The 14,382-nt window shown below is 62.8% G+C and carries 12 protein-coding genes; 6 read left to right on the top strand and 6 right to left on the bottom strand.

Annotated elements, in window-relative coordinates:
* Positions 1-86 precede the first annotated feature (86 nt).
* The 4 genes from X741_RS156850 to X741_RS156865 all read left to right on the top strand — a co-directional run bounded on the left by X741_RS156850 (position 87) and on the right by X741_RS156865 (position 4,078).
* Positions 87-1,313 (top strand): ROK family transcriptional regulator, encoded by a 1,227-nt coding sequence (locus tag X741_RS156850; RefSeq protein WP_023777261.1) that lies wholly within the window; start codon positions 87-89, stop codon positions 1,311-1,313.
* Positions 1,314-1,760 (top strand): RbsD/FucU domain-containing protein, encoded by a 447-nt coding sequence (locus X741_RS156855; protein WP_023777260.1) that lies wholly within the window; start codon positions 1,314-1,316, stop codon positions 1,758-1,760.
* Entirely contained in the window at positions 1,757-2,680 is a 924-nt protein-coding gene (locus X741_RS156860; protein ID WP_023777259.1) for a carbohydrate kinase, read from the top strand. Before X741_RS156855 ends, X741_RS156860 begins: the two co-directional genes overlap by 4 nt.
* A gap of 255 nt (positions 2,681-2,935) precedes the next feature.
* Positions 2,936-4,078, top strand: a complete 1,143-nt coding sequence (locus X741_RS156865) for a DegT/DnrJ/EryC1/StrS aminotransferase family protein (protein ID WP_023777258.1) — start codon at positions 2,936-2,938, stop codon at positions 4,076-4,078.
* 28 nt (positions 4,079-4,106) lie between these two features.
* Here X741_RS156865 and cysQ read toward each other — a convergent pair whose 3' ends face one another.
* Genes cysQ through cysD form a run of 3 tightly spaced genes read right to left on the bottom strand, consistent with a single transcriptional unit; the run spans position 4,107 to position 7,754 of the window.
* Positions 4,107-4,898 carry a 3'(2'),5'-bisphosphate nucleotidase CysQ gene (gene cysQ / locus X741_RS156870; protein WP_023764432.1) on the bottom strand — a complete coding sequence of 264 codons (792 nt, stop codon included), beginning with the start codon at positions 4,896-4,898 and terminating at the stop codon, positions 4,107-4,109.
* Positions 4,899-4,908: 10 nt separating this feature from the next.
* Positions 4,909-6,846, bottom strand: a complete 1,938-nt coding sequence (cysN, locus tag X741_RS156875; RefSeq protein WP_023777257.1) for a sulfate adenylyltransferase subunit CysN — start codon at positions 6,844-6,846, stop codon at positions 4,909-4,911.
* A 2-nt stretch (positions 6,847-6,848) separates the two neighbouring features.
* Positions 6,849-7,754: a sulfate adenylyltransferase subunit CysD gene (gene cysD / locus X741_RS156880; RefSeq protein WP_023777256.1), complete on the bottom strand. Its 906-nt coding sequence runs from the start codon at positions 7,752-7,754 to the stop codon at positions 6,849-6,851.
* Between the two features lie 481 nt (positions 7,755-8,235).
* On the opposite strand from cysD, the gene X741_RS156885 reads away from it, so the two are divergent.
* A complete protein-coding gene (locus tag X741_RS156885; protein ID WP_023777255.1) occupies positions 8,236-9,615 on the top strand; it encodes an O-antigen ligase in 1,380 nt (459 codons plus the stop codon).
* A gap of 17 nt (positions 9,616-9,632) precedes the next feature.
* Positions 9,633-10,586, top strand: a complete 954-nt coding sequence (locus tag X741_RS156890; protein ID WP_023777254.1) for an NAD-dependent epimerase/dehydratase family protein — start codon at positions 9,633-9,635, stop codon at positions 10,584-10,586.
* Here X741_RS156890 and X741_RS156895 read toward each other — a convergent pair.
* The 3 genes from X741_RS156895 to X741_RS156905 all read right to left on the bottom strand — a co-directional run bounded on the left by X741_RS156895 (position 10,565) and on the right by X741_RS156905 (position 14,110).
* Positions 10,565-11,113 (bottom strand): sugar transferase, encoded by a 549-nt coding sequence (locus X741_RS156895; protein ID WP_023777253.1) that lies wholly within the window; start codon positions 11,111-11,113, stop codon positions 10,565-10,567. The two genes, X741_RS156890 and X741_RS156895, sit on opposite strands and share 22 nt — an antisense overlap.
* 118 nt (positions 11,114-11,231) lie before the next feature.
* Positions 11,232-12,164: a glycosyltransferase family 2 protein gene (locus X741_RS156900; RefSeq protein WP_023777252.1), complete on the bottom strand. Its 933-nt coding sequence runs from the start codon at positions 12,162-12,164 to the stop codon at positions 11,232-11,234.
* The gene (locus X741_RS156905; protein WP_023777251.1) at positions 12,164-14,110 is read right to left on the bottom strand and encodes a nucleoside-diphosphate sugar epimerase/dehydratase; all 1,947 of its coding nucleotides are present in this window, start codon (positions 14,108-14,110) and stop codon (positions 12,164-12,166) included. Before X741_RS156905 ends, X741_RS156900 begins: the two co-directional genes overlap by 1 nt.
* Between the last annotated feature and the right edge of the window lie 272 nt (positions 14,111-14,382).

The following is a 14,382-nucleotide window of genomic DNA, read 5'->3' as shown; positions in this document are numbered from 1 at the left end:
AATCACTCTTATTTATTATTGACAGGGTTGCGCCGCTCGCTCATTCTGGCCCAAAAGCATCGCGGGGAAACGACGGGAGGAACAGGGTGGAGACCGCCACTGCGAGGCATGGTTCGCCCGATGCGAATGACAGCCTTATTCACCGCGGCACCAACCAGAGCGGCATGCGCGATCACAACGAGCGGCTGGTGCTCTCGTTGGTGCGGCAGCATGGCAGCCTGGCGAAGTCCGACATCGCCCGCATGACCGGACTTTCGGCGCAGACGGTTTCGGTCATCATGCGCGAACTCGAGGAAGAAGGCCTGCTCGTCCGCCAGGCACCGTTGCGTGGCAAGATCGGCCAGCCCTCCATCCCGATGGCACTCAATCCCGAAGGTGCCTTCTTCATCGGCCTCAAGATCGGCCGCCGCAGCGCGGAACTCGTGCTGATCGATTTTCTTGGGCATGTGCGCTCAATGCTGCAGCACTCCTATCGCTATCCGGCACCGCGCGAGACGGTCGAGTTCGTCACATCAGGCATGAAGAAGATGCGCGGCGAATTGAAGCCCGAGCAAGACAAGCGCATTGCCGGGCTCGGCATCGCAATGCCGTTCGAGTTGTGGAACTGGGCCGACACCGCCGGCGCGCCGCGCGATGTCATGGACGAATGGCGCCACCGCGACATCAAGGCCGACATCCAGGCGCAGTGCGATTTTCCGGTCTATCTGCAGAACGACGCCACCTCGGCCTGCGGCGCCGAACTCGTTTTCGGTCAGGCGGGGGGAGCGCGTGATTTCGTCTATTTCTACATCGGCGCCTTCGCCGGCGGCGGCATCGTCCTCAACGGCCGGCTGTTCGGCGGTCCGACCGGCAACGCCGGCGCGCTCGGCTCCATGCCTGTGCCGGGCCCGGACGGAAAGCCGACCCAGCTGATCGACGTGGCCTCGATCGCCATGCTGGAAAAGGCGCTCAATGATCGTGGCGTCGAGGCCTCGCATCTGTGGACCTCGCCCGAGGACTGGGGCGAGATCGGCGGCGAGCTCGACGACTGGATCGCCAGCGCCGCGCGGGCGCTTGCCTATGCCATCGTGGCTGCATCCTCTGTCATCGATTTCGAGGCGGCGGTGATCGATGGCTGGATGCCGAAGGCGGTGCGCCGCCGGCTGGTCGATGCCATCGTTGACGCCGTTGCGGCAATCGATGGCGAAGGCCTGAAACTTCCCGCCGTTCGCGAAGGAACCGTCGGCATCCATGCCCGCGCGCTCGGCGGCGCCAGCCTGCCGCTTTCCGAACGTTTCCTGATCGGCTCGACGACGATTTCCAGGAGCGCCTGAATGCTGATCGGAATCCCGGCGCTGCTCGGTCCTGACCTTTTGTCGACATTGCGCGCCATGGGCCACGGCGACGAGATCGCCCTTGTCGACGGAAATTATCCGGCCGAAGAGCATGCGAGACGCCTCATCCGGGCCGATGGTCATCCGCTCATCCCGGTGCTCGACGCCATCCTCAGTATCCTGCCGGTCGACGACGCAGTAGCTGAGGCGCTGTTTCGCGCCTCCGTGAAGGGCGATCCGTCGCTTGCCGACCCTGTCCATCACGAGATTGAGGCGATCTGTGCCAGACGCGCGCCGGGCCGCAAGGTGGTTGCGCTGGCCGGCGCCGACTTCTATGCACGGGTCAAATCGGCGCATGCCATCGTCGCGACAAGCGAGCCGCGGCTTTACGCCAACATCATCATCCGCAAGGGCGTGATCTATCCGCCGGAGACCAGGAAGCCATGATCCTCTGCTGCGGCGAAGCCCTGATCGACATGCTGCCGCGCACCACGACGCAGGGTGAACCGGCCTTTGCGCCCTATGTCGGCGGCGCGGTGTTCAATTCGGCGATCGCGCTTGGCCGCCTTGGCGCGCCGGCAGGCTTCTTTTCGGGCCTGTCGTCGGATCTTTTCGGCGGCCAGTTCCGCGACGCGCTGGGGGCGAGCAAGGTCAGTTCCACCTATGCGCACACCTCCCCTCGTCCGACCACGCTTGCCTTCGTGCGGCTGGACAACGGCCAGGCGACCTACACATTCTACGACGAGAACACCGCGGGGCGCATGCTGACCATCGACGACCTGCCGACGCTGGGCAGCGAGATCGAGGCCATGCTGTTCGGCGCCATCAGCCTGATTTCGGAGCCGGCCGGTAGCGCCTATGAGGCGTTCATGAAACGCGAGCATGAGGGCCGCGTCATGATGCTCGATCCCAACATCCGGCCGAACTTCATTCCGGACAAGGCAAAGCATCTCCGGCGCATCCGCGCCATGATGGCGATGGCCGACATCGTGAAACTCTCGGATGAGGACTTGAACTGGTTTGGCGAAGCGGGTTCGCACGAGGATGTCGTGCGCAACTGGCTCGACCGCGGCCCGAAGCTGATCGTCGTGACCCATGGCAGCGAAGGCGCCGTCGGCTACACCAAGGATCATGCCGTCAGCGTGGTGCCGGAGAAGGTCGAGGTGGTCGACACGGTCGGTGCGGGCGACACGTTCAACGCCGGCCTCCTCGCCTCCCTGCACGAACAAGGCCTGCTGACGAAGGCGGCAATCGCTGGACTGTCGCAGGACGCCATCCGCAAGGCGCTGGCGCTCGGCGCCAAGGCGGCGGCGGTGACGGTGTCGCGGGCAGGCGCCAACCCGCCCTGGCGGCATGAGATCGCCTGAGCACCCCTCGGATTGAACCGGTCGATCACTTTATGTTTCGCAGGACCGATCCATGGGGCTATAAAGGCGCCATAGCGCCCGACAAAGCCCGGATTTCCGGCATCTGGCTGACATAGACCGGGAATACAGGTAACGGACTGCGACAACTCCGCAATTTGTCGCTCCGCCTGCCCGGCTTTCTCGGCAGGCGCAACTCTGGTACCAGCGGGCCGTTATCTGGCTAAATCGCCTGGTTAAACCGTTTTTGAGGCCGACATGCAGTTCATCGATCTTGGCGCGCAGCGCGAACGAATCCGCGACCGGCTGAGGGTCGCCATCGACCGTGTCGTCGACGAGGGCCGCTATATACTGGGGCCGCAGGTCACCGAATTCGAAAACAAACTTGCCGCCTATGTCGGCACCAAGCATGTCGTGGCCTGCGCCAACGGCACCGACGCGCTGCTGCTGCCGCTGTTTGCCGCCGGCATCGGCCCGGGTGACGCGGTGTTCGTGCCGAGCTTCACTTTCGCCGCCACCGCCGAGGTGGTGGCGCTGGCCAAGGCGGAGCCCGTCTTCGTCGATGTCGATCCGGCAACCTACAATATCGATATCGCCAGTCTCGAGGCGGCCATCGCCATGATCAAGAAGGAAGGCAGGCTGCAGCCGAAGGCGATCATCCCTGTCGACCTGTTCGGCCTTGCCGCCGATTACGATGCCATCATGGCCATCGCCAACCGCGAAGGGCTGTTGGTGATCGAGGACGCCGCCCAGTCGATGGGCGGATCGCTTGGCGACAAGATGTGCGGTGCCTTCGGCCATGTCGGCTCGACCAGCTTCTATCCGGCCAAGCCGCTTGGCTGCTACGGCGACGGCGGCGCGATGTTCACCAACGACGACGCGCTGGCCGACAAGCTGCGTTCCTTCGCCTTCCACGGCAAGGGCGAGACGCAATATGACAACATCCGCGTCGGCATCAATTCGCGGCTCGACACACTGCAGGCGGCGATCCTGATCGAAAAGCTCGCCATCCTGGAAGACGAGATGGTTGCCCGCCAGGCGGTGGCAAAGCGCTACGCCGAAGGGCTTGGCGATATCGTCACCGCCGCCCGCAACCTGGACGGCAGCCGTTCGGCTTGGGCGCAATACGCGATCGAGACGCCCAAGCGCGACGGCCTGAGGGCGCATCTGAGCGAAAAGGGGATTCCGTCGGTCATCTACTACGTCAAGCCGCTGCACGACCAGATCGCCTATCGCGACTACCCGCGCACGCCAACCGGTCTTGCCGTCTCGGAGGACCTGCCAAAGCGAATCCTGTGCCTGCCGATGCACCCCTATCTCAGCGAAGCCGACCAGGACCGGATCATTGAGACGATCCGCAACTATATCGGCTCCAACTCGGCGCAGGCCGCAGCCGAGTAAGCTGCAAGTCTCGGCTAATCGGCAGTTCTCAGGCGGGGCTCGCCCCTGCCCTGCCGCTGGCGATGAAATGCGGATTGGCGAAATCCGCGTCCTCGGCTTGATTGCGCTTGCCATAGGCCAAGGGCTTTCCGTCCAGCGTGCGCGTCGTGCCGCCGGCGGCCCGCAGCACCGCATCGCCGGCCGCGGTGTCCCATTCCATGGTGCGGCCGAAACGCGGATAGACATCCGCCTCGGCGCTGGCGAGAAGGCAGAATTTCAGGGACGATCCGACCGAGACGATCTCGGCGGCGCCGAGGTCGCGAATATAGGCCTCGGTTTCCGGCGTGTTGTGGGAGCGGCTGGCCACCACGGCCAGCGGTATCGCCGCCGTCCTCACCGAGATCGGCCGGCGTGCGACGATCTGGTAATCACCGTCGACTTCGAGGGCTTCCGCCCTGCCCGGCAAGCCGGAAAAGAAGCGGCCGGTGCAAGGCGCGAAGACGACGCCGACTTCCGGCACGCCATGGCGCACAAGCGCGATGTTGACGGTGAAATCGGTGCGGCGGTTGACGAATTCCTTGGTGCCGTCGAGCGGATCGATGAGGAAGAAGGCATCGCCAAGTTCGGCCGGCATGACGCCAGCCGCTGCTTCCTCCTCGGCCACACAGGGAATGTCGGGAAAGGCGCTGCGCAGCCCGGTGAGAATGATCTTCTCGCTCTCGCGATCCGCCTCGGTTACCGGCGAGGCGTCGGATTTCTGGTCGACCGCACAGCCGGCGTGGAACACGCGCATGACCTCGCGCCCGGCCGCCAGGGCCAGCCGCTCGAAGGTCTCGAGCATCAGCCTGTCGTCAGATGCCGCCGCCGCTGTCATATTGGTCTTCGGCAATGTCACGCTCGTTCAGCCAGTGTTCCAGTGTATCTACCATCGCTTCAGCCGATTTGCCGAGCGTCTTCAGATGGATTTCCGGTTTCTCCGGCGCTTCATAAGGCGAATCGACACCGGTGAAATTCTTGATTTCGCCATTCAGCGCGCGGGCGTAGAGGCCCTTCGGATCGCGCCGGGCGCATTCGTCGAAAGGTGTATCGACAAACACTTCGATGAATTCACCGTCGGCCATCAACTCCCTGGCCATGCGCCGCTCGGCGCTGAACGGCGAAATGAAGGACACGATGACGATCAAACCGGCGTCAGCCATGAGCTTGGCCACCTCGGCGACGCGCCGGATGTTCTCGACGCGATCGGCATCGGTGAAACCAAGATCGCGGTTGAGACCGTGACGGACATTGTCGCCGTCCAGGATATAGGTGTGGCGGCCGGTGGCGAACAGCTTCTTCTCGAACAGGTTGGCGATGGTCGACTTGCCGGAGCCCGAAAGCCCGGTGAACCAGAACACGGCCGGCCGCTGGTTCTTCATGTCGGCGCGCACGCGCTTGCCGACATCGAGCGACTGCCAATGGATGTTTTCGGCCCGGCGCAGCGAGTGCACGATCATGCCTGCCCCAACCGTCGCATTGCTGATCCGGTCGATCAGGATGAAGGCGCCGGTGGTGCGGTTCTCGGCAAAAGGGTCGAAGGCGATCGGCGCCCGCGTCGAGATGTTGCAGATACCGACTTCGTTCATTTCAAGCGACTTGGCAGCCTCGTGGGCGAAGTCGTTGACGTTGATGCGGTATTTGAGATCGGTAACGGTGGCGCTGGTCTGGTCGGTTTCGGTGCGCAGGATATAGGAGCGGCCCGGCAGCAGGGCATGCTCGTCGAACCAGACGATGTTGGCGGCGAACTGATCGGCGACCTGCGGCCGGGTGGCCGGTGACACCAGCATGTTGCCCCTGGAGACCTCGACCTCGTCGTCGAGGACGAGCGTGACGGCCTGGCCGGCCACCGCCTGTTGGAGATCGCCGCCGTAAGCGACGATGCGTTTGACATGCGATGACTTGCCGGATTTGGCGACGACGACTTCGTCGCCCTGCGCAATGGCGCCGGACGCGATCGTGCCGGCAAAACCGCGAAAGTCGAGATTGGGGCGATTGACGTACTGCACCGGAAAACGAAACGGCAATTCGACGGCCGCCTCTTCGACCGAGACGGTCTCAAGATGCTCGATCAGCGTCGGACCGGAATACCATTGCATGTTCTCGGAGCGGCGGCTGACGTTGTCGCCATAGCGAGCCGACATCGGGATCGGCTCGATGGTCTGAAAGCCGAGAGCGCGCGAGAATTGCCGGTAGTCTTCGACGATCCGGTCGAAGACCGCGTGGTCGAAATCGACGAGATCGATCTTGTTGACGGCCAGTACGATGTGGCGGATGCCGAGCAGCGAGGCGATGATCGAATGGCGCCTGGTCTGACGCAGCACACCCTGCCGGGCATCGATCAGCACGATTGCCAGGTCGGCGGTCGAGGCTCCGGTCGCCATGTTGCGGGTATATTGTTCGTGGCCGGGCGTGTCGGCGACGATGAACTTGCGCTTCGGCGTGGCAAAGAAGCGATAGGCGACATCGATGGTGATGCCTTGCTCGCGCTCAGCCTCCAGCCCGTCGACCAGCAGTGCGAAATCGATGTCGTCGCCGGTTGTGCCATGCTTGCGCGAATCGCGTTCGAGCGCGGCGAGCTGGTCCTCGAAGATCTGCTTGGTGTCGGACAGCAGGCGTCCGATCAACGTCGACTTGCCGTCATCGACCGAACCGCAGGTCAGGAAGCGCAGCAGCGACTTCTTCTCCTGCGCGGCCAGATAATCGCGGACGCCGTCGGTCGGGGCGAGGCTCTTTGCCATGATGTGGCGCATGGTCAGAAATACCCCTCGCGCTTCTTCTTTTCCATCGACCCGGCTTCATCACGGTCGATCAGGCGACCTTGCCGTTCGGAGGTGCGCGCCGTCAGCATCTCGCCGACGATGGCCTCGAGCGTGTCGGCATCCGACTCGATGGCGCCGGTCAGCGGATAGCAGCCCAGCGTGCGGAAGCGCACCAGCCGGTCCTCCACGACCTCGCCGGGGCGCAGTTTCATGCGTTCGTCGTCCTTGAGGATCAGCATGCCGTCGCGTTCCACGACCGGCCGCTGCTTGGCGAAATAGAGCGGCACGATGGGAATATTCTCCTGCAGGATGTACTGCCAGATGTCGAGCTCGGTCCAGTTCGACAACGGAAAGACGCGGATCGATTCACCCGAAGCGATGCGGGTGTTGAATATCTTCCACATTTCGGGCCGCTGGTTCTTCGGATCCCACACATGCTGGGCACTGCGGAAGGAGAAGATGCGCTCCTTGGCGCGTGACTTCTCCTCGTCGCGACGGGCGCCGCCAAAAGCGGCATCGAAGCCGTATTTGTCGAGCGCCTGGCGCAGCGCCATGGTCTTCATCACATGGGTATGGGTGTTGGACCCATGATCGAACGGATTGATGTTGTCGCGCAAGCCATCTTCGTTGACATGGACCAGGAGATCGAAGCCGAGCTTCTGCGCCATCTGATCGCGAAAGGCGATCATTTCGCGGAACTTCCAAGTGGTGTCGACATGGAGAAACGGGAATGGCGGCTTGGCCGGATAAAACGCCTTCATCGCTAGGTGCATCAGCACGGATGAATCCTTGCCGACCGAATAGAGCATGACCGGCTTGGTGAAGGCGGCCGCAACCTCGCGGAATATGTGAATGGACTCGGCTTCAAGCCGCTGAAGATGCGTAAGCGCTATTGTCATGGACTGTGAGCGTTCTCTCGTGCTTTCCGACAGAAGACCTTGCGTCAAATCATCGGGTTTTTGCGCCCGCTTCAAGCTTCGCTTCTGGACAAAGTGTTTCGTGCGGGCGTTCTAGCAGATCGGCGCGGCCCAGAACAATGCAAGACGAGCCGGGCAGCTGTCGGTTCGAGAATGAATTTTCCATGGTTCCGCAAGAATTCGGAAATTTCTCCTCGCCGTATCTCCGGCTGAGGAAACGCAGGAAAAATATTGCCTGGAGAAAGCTGGCGGATCGACGCTCCGAGAGCCCTCCACCGATCGTCGCGGTTGCCGATTTTCAGTGGCAATCGACCGGGCATACTATCGAAAAAGGCGCTCAGCCGCTATACCACCACCGGAAGCGGCAAGATGCGTCTTGAAGCATGGGCAATTTCGAGGCGCGCACATTCGGTTCCACCAGACAAAATGTGCCGCATAAGCTTCTCGAAACAGCGAGCCCAAATTGAACGCGCTTTCGTCCATAAAAAGGCAATTCACGCCTTCGCAGATCAATATCTACTTCTCCATTCTTTGTTTCTTTTTTCCACCGGTCCTGGGATCGGTGGTCAGCTTCGTGTTCAATGGCGGCGGCCTGTGGTCCGTCCTGTTGATCGCCTCCAGGAGAAGACGCTTCAATATCGACCCGGCTATGATGGCGCTGACGGTTGCGTTCTATGCCTATTGCGCGGCCAATCTCGCTGCTTCCATCGTCAACAATGCGATCGTCAGGGATGCCTCGCATCTGATCCCGCTCATCACCTTCCTGTTTTTCCCCATTTCCTACTCGACCTGGAGCATCACGCAGAAAACAACGCTCGTCCGCATCATCGTGCTCTGCAGCATGGCGGCCTGTTTTACCGCGCTGCTGCTGGCGATCTTCCAGCAATATTGGTTTGGCATGCGTGCCGAGGGCGGGGCCGGGAATGCAATCGTGTTTGCAGAGGTCCTGTGCCTCGCGGTCATGGTCTGTGTGGCCGGCGCCCTGTCGGGGGTCGAGAGGCACAGGACCGCCCTCATCTGCGCGGCGCTTGGCGGAACGATCGCCATCGTCTACTCCGGCACCCGCATCATCTGGCTGGCGCTGCTGATCGCCGGCATCGCCGTTCTGCTGATCAACCAGCATAGGGTGAGAGGGCGCAATGTCGTTCGCCTGCTGCTGCTGGTGGTGGCGGTCGGCATCGTCATCGCCGCTTTCGGCTTCCAGACGATATCCGGGCGCCTCGACTTCCTCCGCTCCGACTTGAGCGCGCTTGGCAGCCACGGCGACTACAACACTTCGGTCGGAATACGCGTCGCCCTTTGGCAGATCGGCCTCAAGGCATTCCGCGAGATGCCCTTGCTCGGGCATGGGGTCGGTGCGACGCAGCTCTTGATAAGCCAGGGCTTCCAGAACCAGTTCGCGTTGTCGCTGGGCTTCAATCATTTCCACAACGGCTTCCTGACCGCCCTGGTGCAGGCAGGCATCCTGGGCGCCGTGGCGCTGGCGGCGATCTTTGTGGTTGCCGCCAGGAATGCCGCCCTGGTGCTGCGGAACAGCAGCGATCCGATCGAGCGGTTCGGCGCCACCATGATTGTCGTCGCGGTGATCACCTATCTCTGTGCCGGAATGACCGGCATCCTGATCGGCCATGACATTCTGGATTCGGTGCTGATGGTCTTCCTGGTGTCGGGAACATATCTCGCCTCAGGCCGCCAGGCTCCATTGCCGCAAGACCAGGCATTCGCGCCCTTAGTGGAGAACCAAGGGCTTCCACCCGCGGCGGAAAAAACGCTTCAGCCAGCGGCGAAAGAAGTGCTTTCGCCAGGGATGGGAGATCCGACGCTTCCATCCGCCTATCATTAATCGTCCGGGCAAAGGCAATGAAAGTCCTGGTCACAGGCGCGACAGGCTTCATCGGCCGTCAGGTGGTCCGCCAGCTTCGCGAGGCCGGCGTCGAGCTTCGCCTCGCCTCCCGCCACCCGGAGAAACTTGGTCCAGGTTCCGAAGTCGTGCCGATGCCCGGTTTCGATGCGCCGGCCGCGGCTTTTCTGGCGCTGACCAGGGATGTCACGGACGTCGTTCATTGCGCGGGCCTGAACAACGATCAGGGCAACGCCAGCGAGGCCGATTTCCTGGCGGGCAATGCGGAATTGAGCGCACGGCTGGCGCAAGCCAGCGCCGAGCAGGCAAGCGGACGCTTCATCCACCTCTCCTCGATCCGGGCCGTGATCGGCGCCCGTGTCAGCGCAACGATCGACGAGGACACCATCCCCGACCCGCAATGCGCCTATGGACGTTCGAAGCGCGAAGCCGAGACCAGGGTGCGCGACGCCTATGCGTTGCACGGCCGTTCCGACGCCGCCGCGTTGCGGCTGCCTCCGGTCTACGGCCCCGGCATGAAAGGAAACCTGGCGACACTGATGCGGCAGGCCGATACCGCCCTGCCGCTGCCGACAGGCGCCCTGACAGGAAACCGCTCGCTGCTGTCATTGTCATCAGCGGCGGGAGCGGTGTGGCACCTGCTGAGCCATTCTGAACCGCTTCGCCCGATCTATGGTGCGAGCGATATGGCGCCGGTTTCGGTCGCGGCCATCGTCGGCGCCTTTCGCAGGGGGTTCGGAAGACCGGCGCGCCTGGTGACCGTGCCGGCCGGGCCGATGCGGGCGGGCGCGATCCTGCTGGGCAAGCGCATGTTCTGGGACAGCATGACCGCGACGCAGATATGCGATCCTTCCTTGCTCGCATCCGAAGGCTGGCTGCCGGAAGCCGCCACGCTGGAGCGGTTGGCCGCGATAGCGCGGCCTGGAAACGCTCAATCGCCTGCGTTGCGATAGAGCGTTCCAAACAGGATCCGAAGATCGAGCCAGAGCGACGCGGTCCTGAGATAGGCAGCGTCGGTTTCGGCCAGGAGGTGCGGGTTGGACATGTCGATGCCCCGGATCTGGGCAAGGCCGGTAATGCCTGGAAGCGCCTCCAAAACGCCCAGCCGCCTGCGGCACTCGATCAATTCGGTCTGGGTCGGCAGACAGGGACGCGGCCCGACCAGGCTCATCTCGCCCTGCAGAACGTTCCAGAACTGCGGCAGCTCATCGAGCTTGAATTTCCGCAAGACCTTGCCGACCGATGTCACGGCGCCTACGGGCGCCTCGTGCGAGGGCAAGGACGGCGTTCCCTGGTACATCGTCCTCAATTTGTGGCAGCGAAACAGGACGCCACCGCGACCGACACGCGTCTGCGAAAAAATCGCCGGACCGGGCGACGATAGCCGGACGGCAAGGACAGCGAGCAACAGCACAGGAAGAGTGACAATCGACAGCAAAGCCGCGCCGGCGAGATCGAGGATTTTCTTGGCTGCTTTCATGAACGGCCGATCATACTCTCTGCCAAAGCTCTCCTGGGCGTGACCAAGCGTAGCCCGTCATCCGGCCGACGTAGCATGAGGTCGCCTCTTGACCAAGCGCGCCACGCAGCCGTCCGGTTCAGATGCGACCCAGGACGAACGCGAGATAGAGCCCGAGTGTCCCGGCCAAAGTCTGTCGATAGACGCCGCTTTTGCGCAGAGCATGCAGGCGCTGGAAAAGGCTGCCCTGGCGACCATTTGCGAACAGGTCGAGGCACGCCGCCGCATCGGGCGTCAGGAGGTCGCGGTTGGCGGCGAGGCCGTCAAGGTTGAGATCGGTCCAGCCGGCAAACTCGCCCTTGAACAGGCGGCCAAGCCGCGAGACCCGTGCCTGCCACGATACGTTGGCGCCAACCAGGTTTGCCGCATGCTGCCGGTAGCGCACCAGGGGCCGCGGATCATAGTGGACGACACCGCCGGCGCCGGTGACAATCAGATAGGCCCACCAGTCGTGACTGACGAAGCCAGTCCGCGCGCAAGCCCTTGCCAGCAGATCGCGCGCCGCGCGATTGAGCAGGATGGTGTTGCCGCCAGCGATGCTCTGGACGAGTGCGTTGCGGAAGGACGGCGGCCGGCTGAACAGCGGCGAACGGCCGACCAGGCTTCCCGTTTCGGTCATGGTCGCGGTTCGCGAGCAGAACATCAGCGGTCTTCCCGCGTCGAACCCCTGCATCCAGCGGACGGCGCTTTCCAGCCTGTCCGGTTCCCAGATATCGTCCTGGTCGCTGAAGGCATAGCAATCCGCATCGATGCGCCGGTCGAGAATCATCGATCGGAAATTGGCGGCGAAGCCTTGCCGCGGCCCATCCAGCAAGGTCATTCGACCCTTTGCCCAGCGGGGTTTCCAAGCCTCGACGATGGCGATCGTGCCATCGACGGAGCCGTCGTCGGATATCCACAAATCGACCAAAGGGTGCGACTGCATAGCCAAGGACTGCAATTGCTCGTCGATGAAAGCAGCGCCGTCCTTCGTGCCCATCAGGACCGCGATGCGCAGATCTGCCTTACCCACTAACTCGCCTGCCCGGCCGTCTTCGGGATCATGTCCTGGGATACGTTCGTCCTTGCCTTCGTCGCACGATCGAGATCGGCAAGCACGGCGAGCGAGGCTGCCTTGTCCTGGCTCTTCATCGATTGCTGCAGCGCGGCAAGCGCGGCGTGGACATCCGACCATTGCACGACATCGGTGCTGAGGCCAAAAATCTTCGAAATGCTGAGTTCGACCAATTCCTCGTCTTCACCGTGCAGCGTTTCGTGGAGCTTTTCCCCCGGCCTGATCCCGGTGAAGCGGATTGGAATGTCGGTGTAGGGGCTCTTTCCGGACATGCGGATCATCGTTTCGGCCACTTCGAGGATGGGCACGGGTTTGCCCATGTCGAGCATGTAGACGGCGTAATCCTGGCCGGCCGGCCGCGACGCGGCATCGGCCGCCGACATGATGACGAGATCGACGGCTTCGGCGACAGTCATGAAATAGCGCGTCATGCGCCGGTCCGTAATGGTGACCGGCCCGCCAGCCTCGATCTGCGCCTGGAATATGGTCGCCACCGAACCATTGCTGCCAAAGACGTTGCCGAACCGGACGGCTATGAACTTGGTGGCGGCGCGGCGCCCGCCCGCTTCGCCGGCCGGCATTCCATGCAAGCCGCTCACGATCTGTTCGGCGGCTCGCTTCGTCATGCCGAGCACGGAAGTCGGATCGACGGCCTTGTCGCTCGACACCAGGACAAATTGCGCGACACCGCATTTGGCGGCGACCTCGGCGCAGACAAGCGTCCCGAAGACGTTGGTCTGGATGGCCGATTCCCAGTTTTCCTCGAGCAGCGGAACGTGCTTCAGGGCCGCGGCATGGAAGATGATGTCCGGCTTGAATTCGGTAACGACGCGCGTCATCTGGCGCCGGTCCGCGACGTCGACGATGCGGACCTTGAGGCGATCATGGTCCTTCTCGTTGACGTACTGGCTCAACTGGAAGATGCCGAACTCGGAATTGTCGGCGACCAGAACCGCCTCGGCCCCCAGTTCCAGCGACCGTTTGACCAGCGTGCGGCCGATGGAGCCCGCGCCTCCGGTAACCAGGACGCGCTTGCCGCCGACGAAAGCGCCGATGCGCTCGATATCGGACGGCACCGTCGGGCGGCGCAGGATCGTTTCCATCTCGACGGCATCGAGGACGAGCTTGCCTTCCTGGCCCAGTTGCGAAAGCCCCGAGAACTGGACGACCGCTATGTCACCCTGCCGGGCGACGCGAACAAGCTCGGAATACTCCTCGATCTCGTGCTCGGCGCCGCTGCCGAAGATCAGCAGATCGAGGCTCTGGGTGCCGCTCGTGTAATCCTCCAGCACATCGATGAGGCGCGGCCGGGTCGCCACCACGGGCACACCTTGAATGCGCGTGCCCAAGGGCGCGTCACGCTCGGTCGCCATGATGCCGGCGATGGAATGGTCGGCGGGCTCGGCCGCGCGCGTGAAGCGGATGATCAGGTCGGCTTCCCCAAGCCGGCCGACGAACAACGCCTGCTTGGTCCGCGCCTTGTCGGTCTTGCGGTTCAAGATCCCCCAGCTCGCGCCATCGCGCAGGAAGCGGTAGAACAGCCGGGGCGCCGAGATGATGGTGAAGGAGACGAGGAAGAAGACGATGAACTGGCGCTCGTTGAGGCCCGCCACGGGCTCGAAGAAGCGAACCACCAGCGAAACGGCATAGAGCGCGCACGTCAGAATCGCGCAGCTCTTCAGGATGTTGAAGAAGTCAGGCGTCGAGGCAAAGCGCCACACCGTGGTGTAGAGGCCGCAGGATCTGAACAGCAGGTGGCTGATGAGAACGATGCTCGCCCAGGTGACAAGGCCCTCGAGCGACAGCGCCTCGAACGAAAGATTCGACCGCGAAAGAACGAGGCTGAGCGCCACCGCGACCAGGACCATGACCACGTCCTGGACCATGATGAAGCCACGCCGCATTTCGGGCCTGAGTCCGAATACAAGGGGAGAATTCATTGGGCGGCACTAGACTCCAGGCTCTCGAACATGAGCACCGACAGAGTGCGAACACGAAATTATTCGTGACCGATCACTCCCTCAAAGTGCCATCCCCGGCCCCCGCCGTGTTGTATCGCATACTGCGGGCCGGGAGGTATAGCCAGATGTTTTTTCGGTAGAGCGTGTGAATAAGAGTAAGATTTACGCCCTGTTGCCGAATGGTTGTTGCCGAGCCTGTGGCCAGCCTTGCGATT

It is taken from the genome of Mesorhizobium sp. LNHC221B00, assembly GCF_000502935.1.
In the GTDB taxonomy this organism is placed as follows: Bacteria; Pseudomonadota; Alphaproteobacteria; order Rhizobiales; family Rhizobiaceae; genus Mesorhizobium; species Mesorhizobium opportunistum.
The sequence above is the reverse complement of the archived record's forward strand: the minus strand, read 5'-3'. Positions and strand labels throughout refer to the sequence as shown.

What these genes read in the sequence shown, in the direction of transcription:
- X741_RS156890 (WP_023777254.1), top strand. Translation starts at nt 9,633, where the DNA reads ATGAAAGTCCTGGTCACAGGCGCGACAGGCTTCATCGGCCGTCAGGTG.
- X741_RS156905 (WP_023777251.1), bottom strand. Translation starts at nt 14,110, where the DNA reads ATGCGGCGTGGCTTCATCATGGTCCAGGACGTGGTCATGGTCCTGGTC.
- X741_RS156895 (WP_023777253.1), bottom strand. Translation starts at nt 11,113, where the DNA reads ATGAAAGCAGCCAAGAAAATCCTCGATCTCGCCGGCGCGGCTTTGCTG.
- X741_RS156855 (WP_023777260.1), top strand. Translation starts at nt 1,314, where the DNA reads ATGCTGATCGGAATCCCGGCGCTGCTCGGTCCTGACCTTTTGTCGACA.
- cysD (WP_023777256.1), bottom strand. Translation starts at nt 7,754, where the DNA reads ATGACAATAGCGCTTACGCATCTTCAGCGGCTTGAAGCCGAGTCCATT.
- cysN (WP_023777257.1), bottom strand. Translation starts at nt 6,846, where the DNA reads ATGCGCCACATCATGGCAAAGAGCCTCGCCCCGACCGACGGCGTCCGC.
- cysQ (WP_023764432.1), bottom strand. Translation starts at nt 4,898, where the DNA reads ATGCTCGAGACCTTCGAGCGGCTGGCCCTGGCGGCCGGGCGCGAGGTC.
- X741_RS156865 (WP_023777258.1), top strand. Translation starts at nt 2,936, where the DNA reads ATGCAGTTCATCGATCTTGGCGCGCAGCGCGAACGAATCCGCGACCGG.
- X741_RS156860 (WP_023777259.1), top strand. Translation starts at nt 1,757, where the DNA reads ATGATCCTCTGCTGCGGCGAAGCCCTGATCGACATGCTGCCGCGCACC.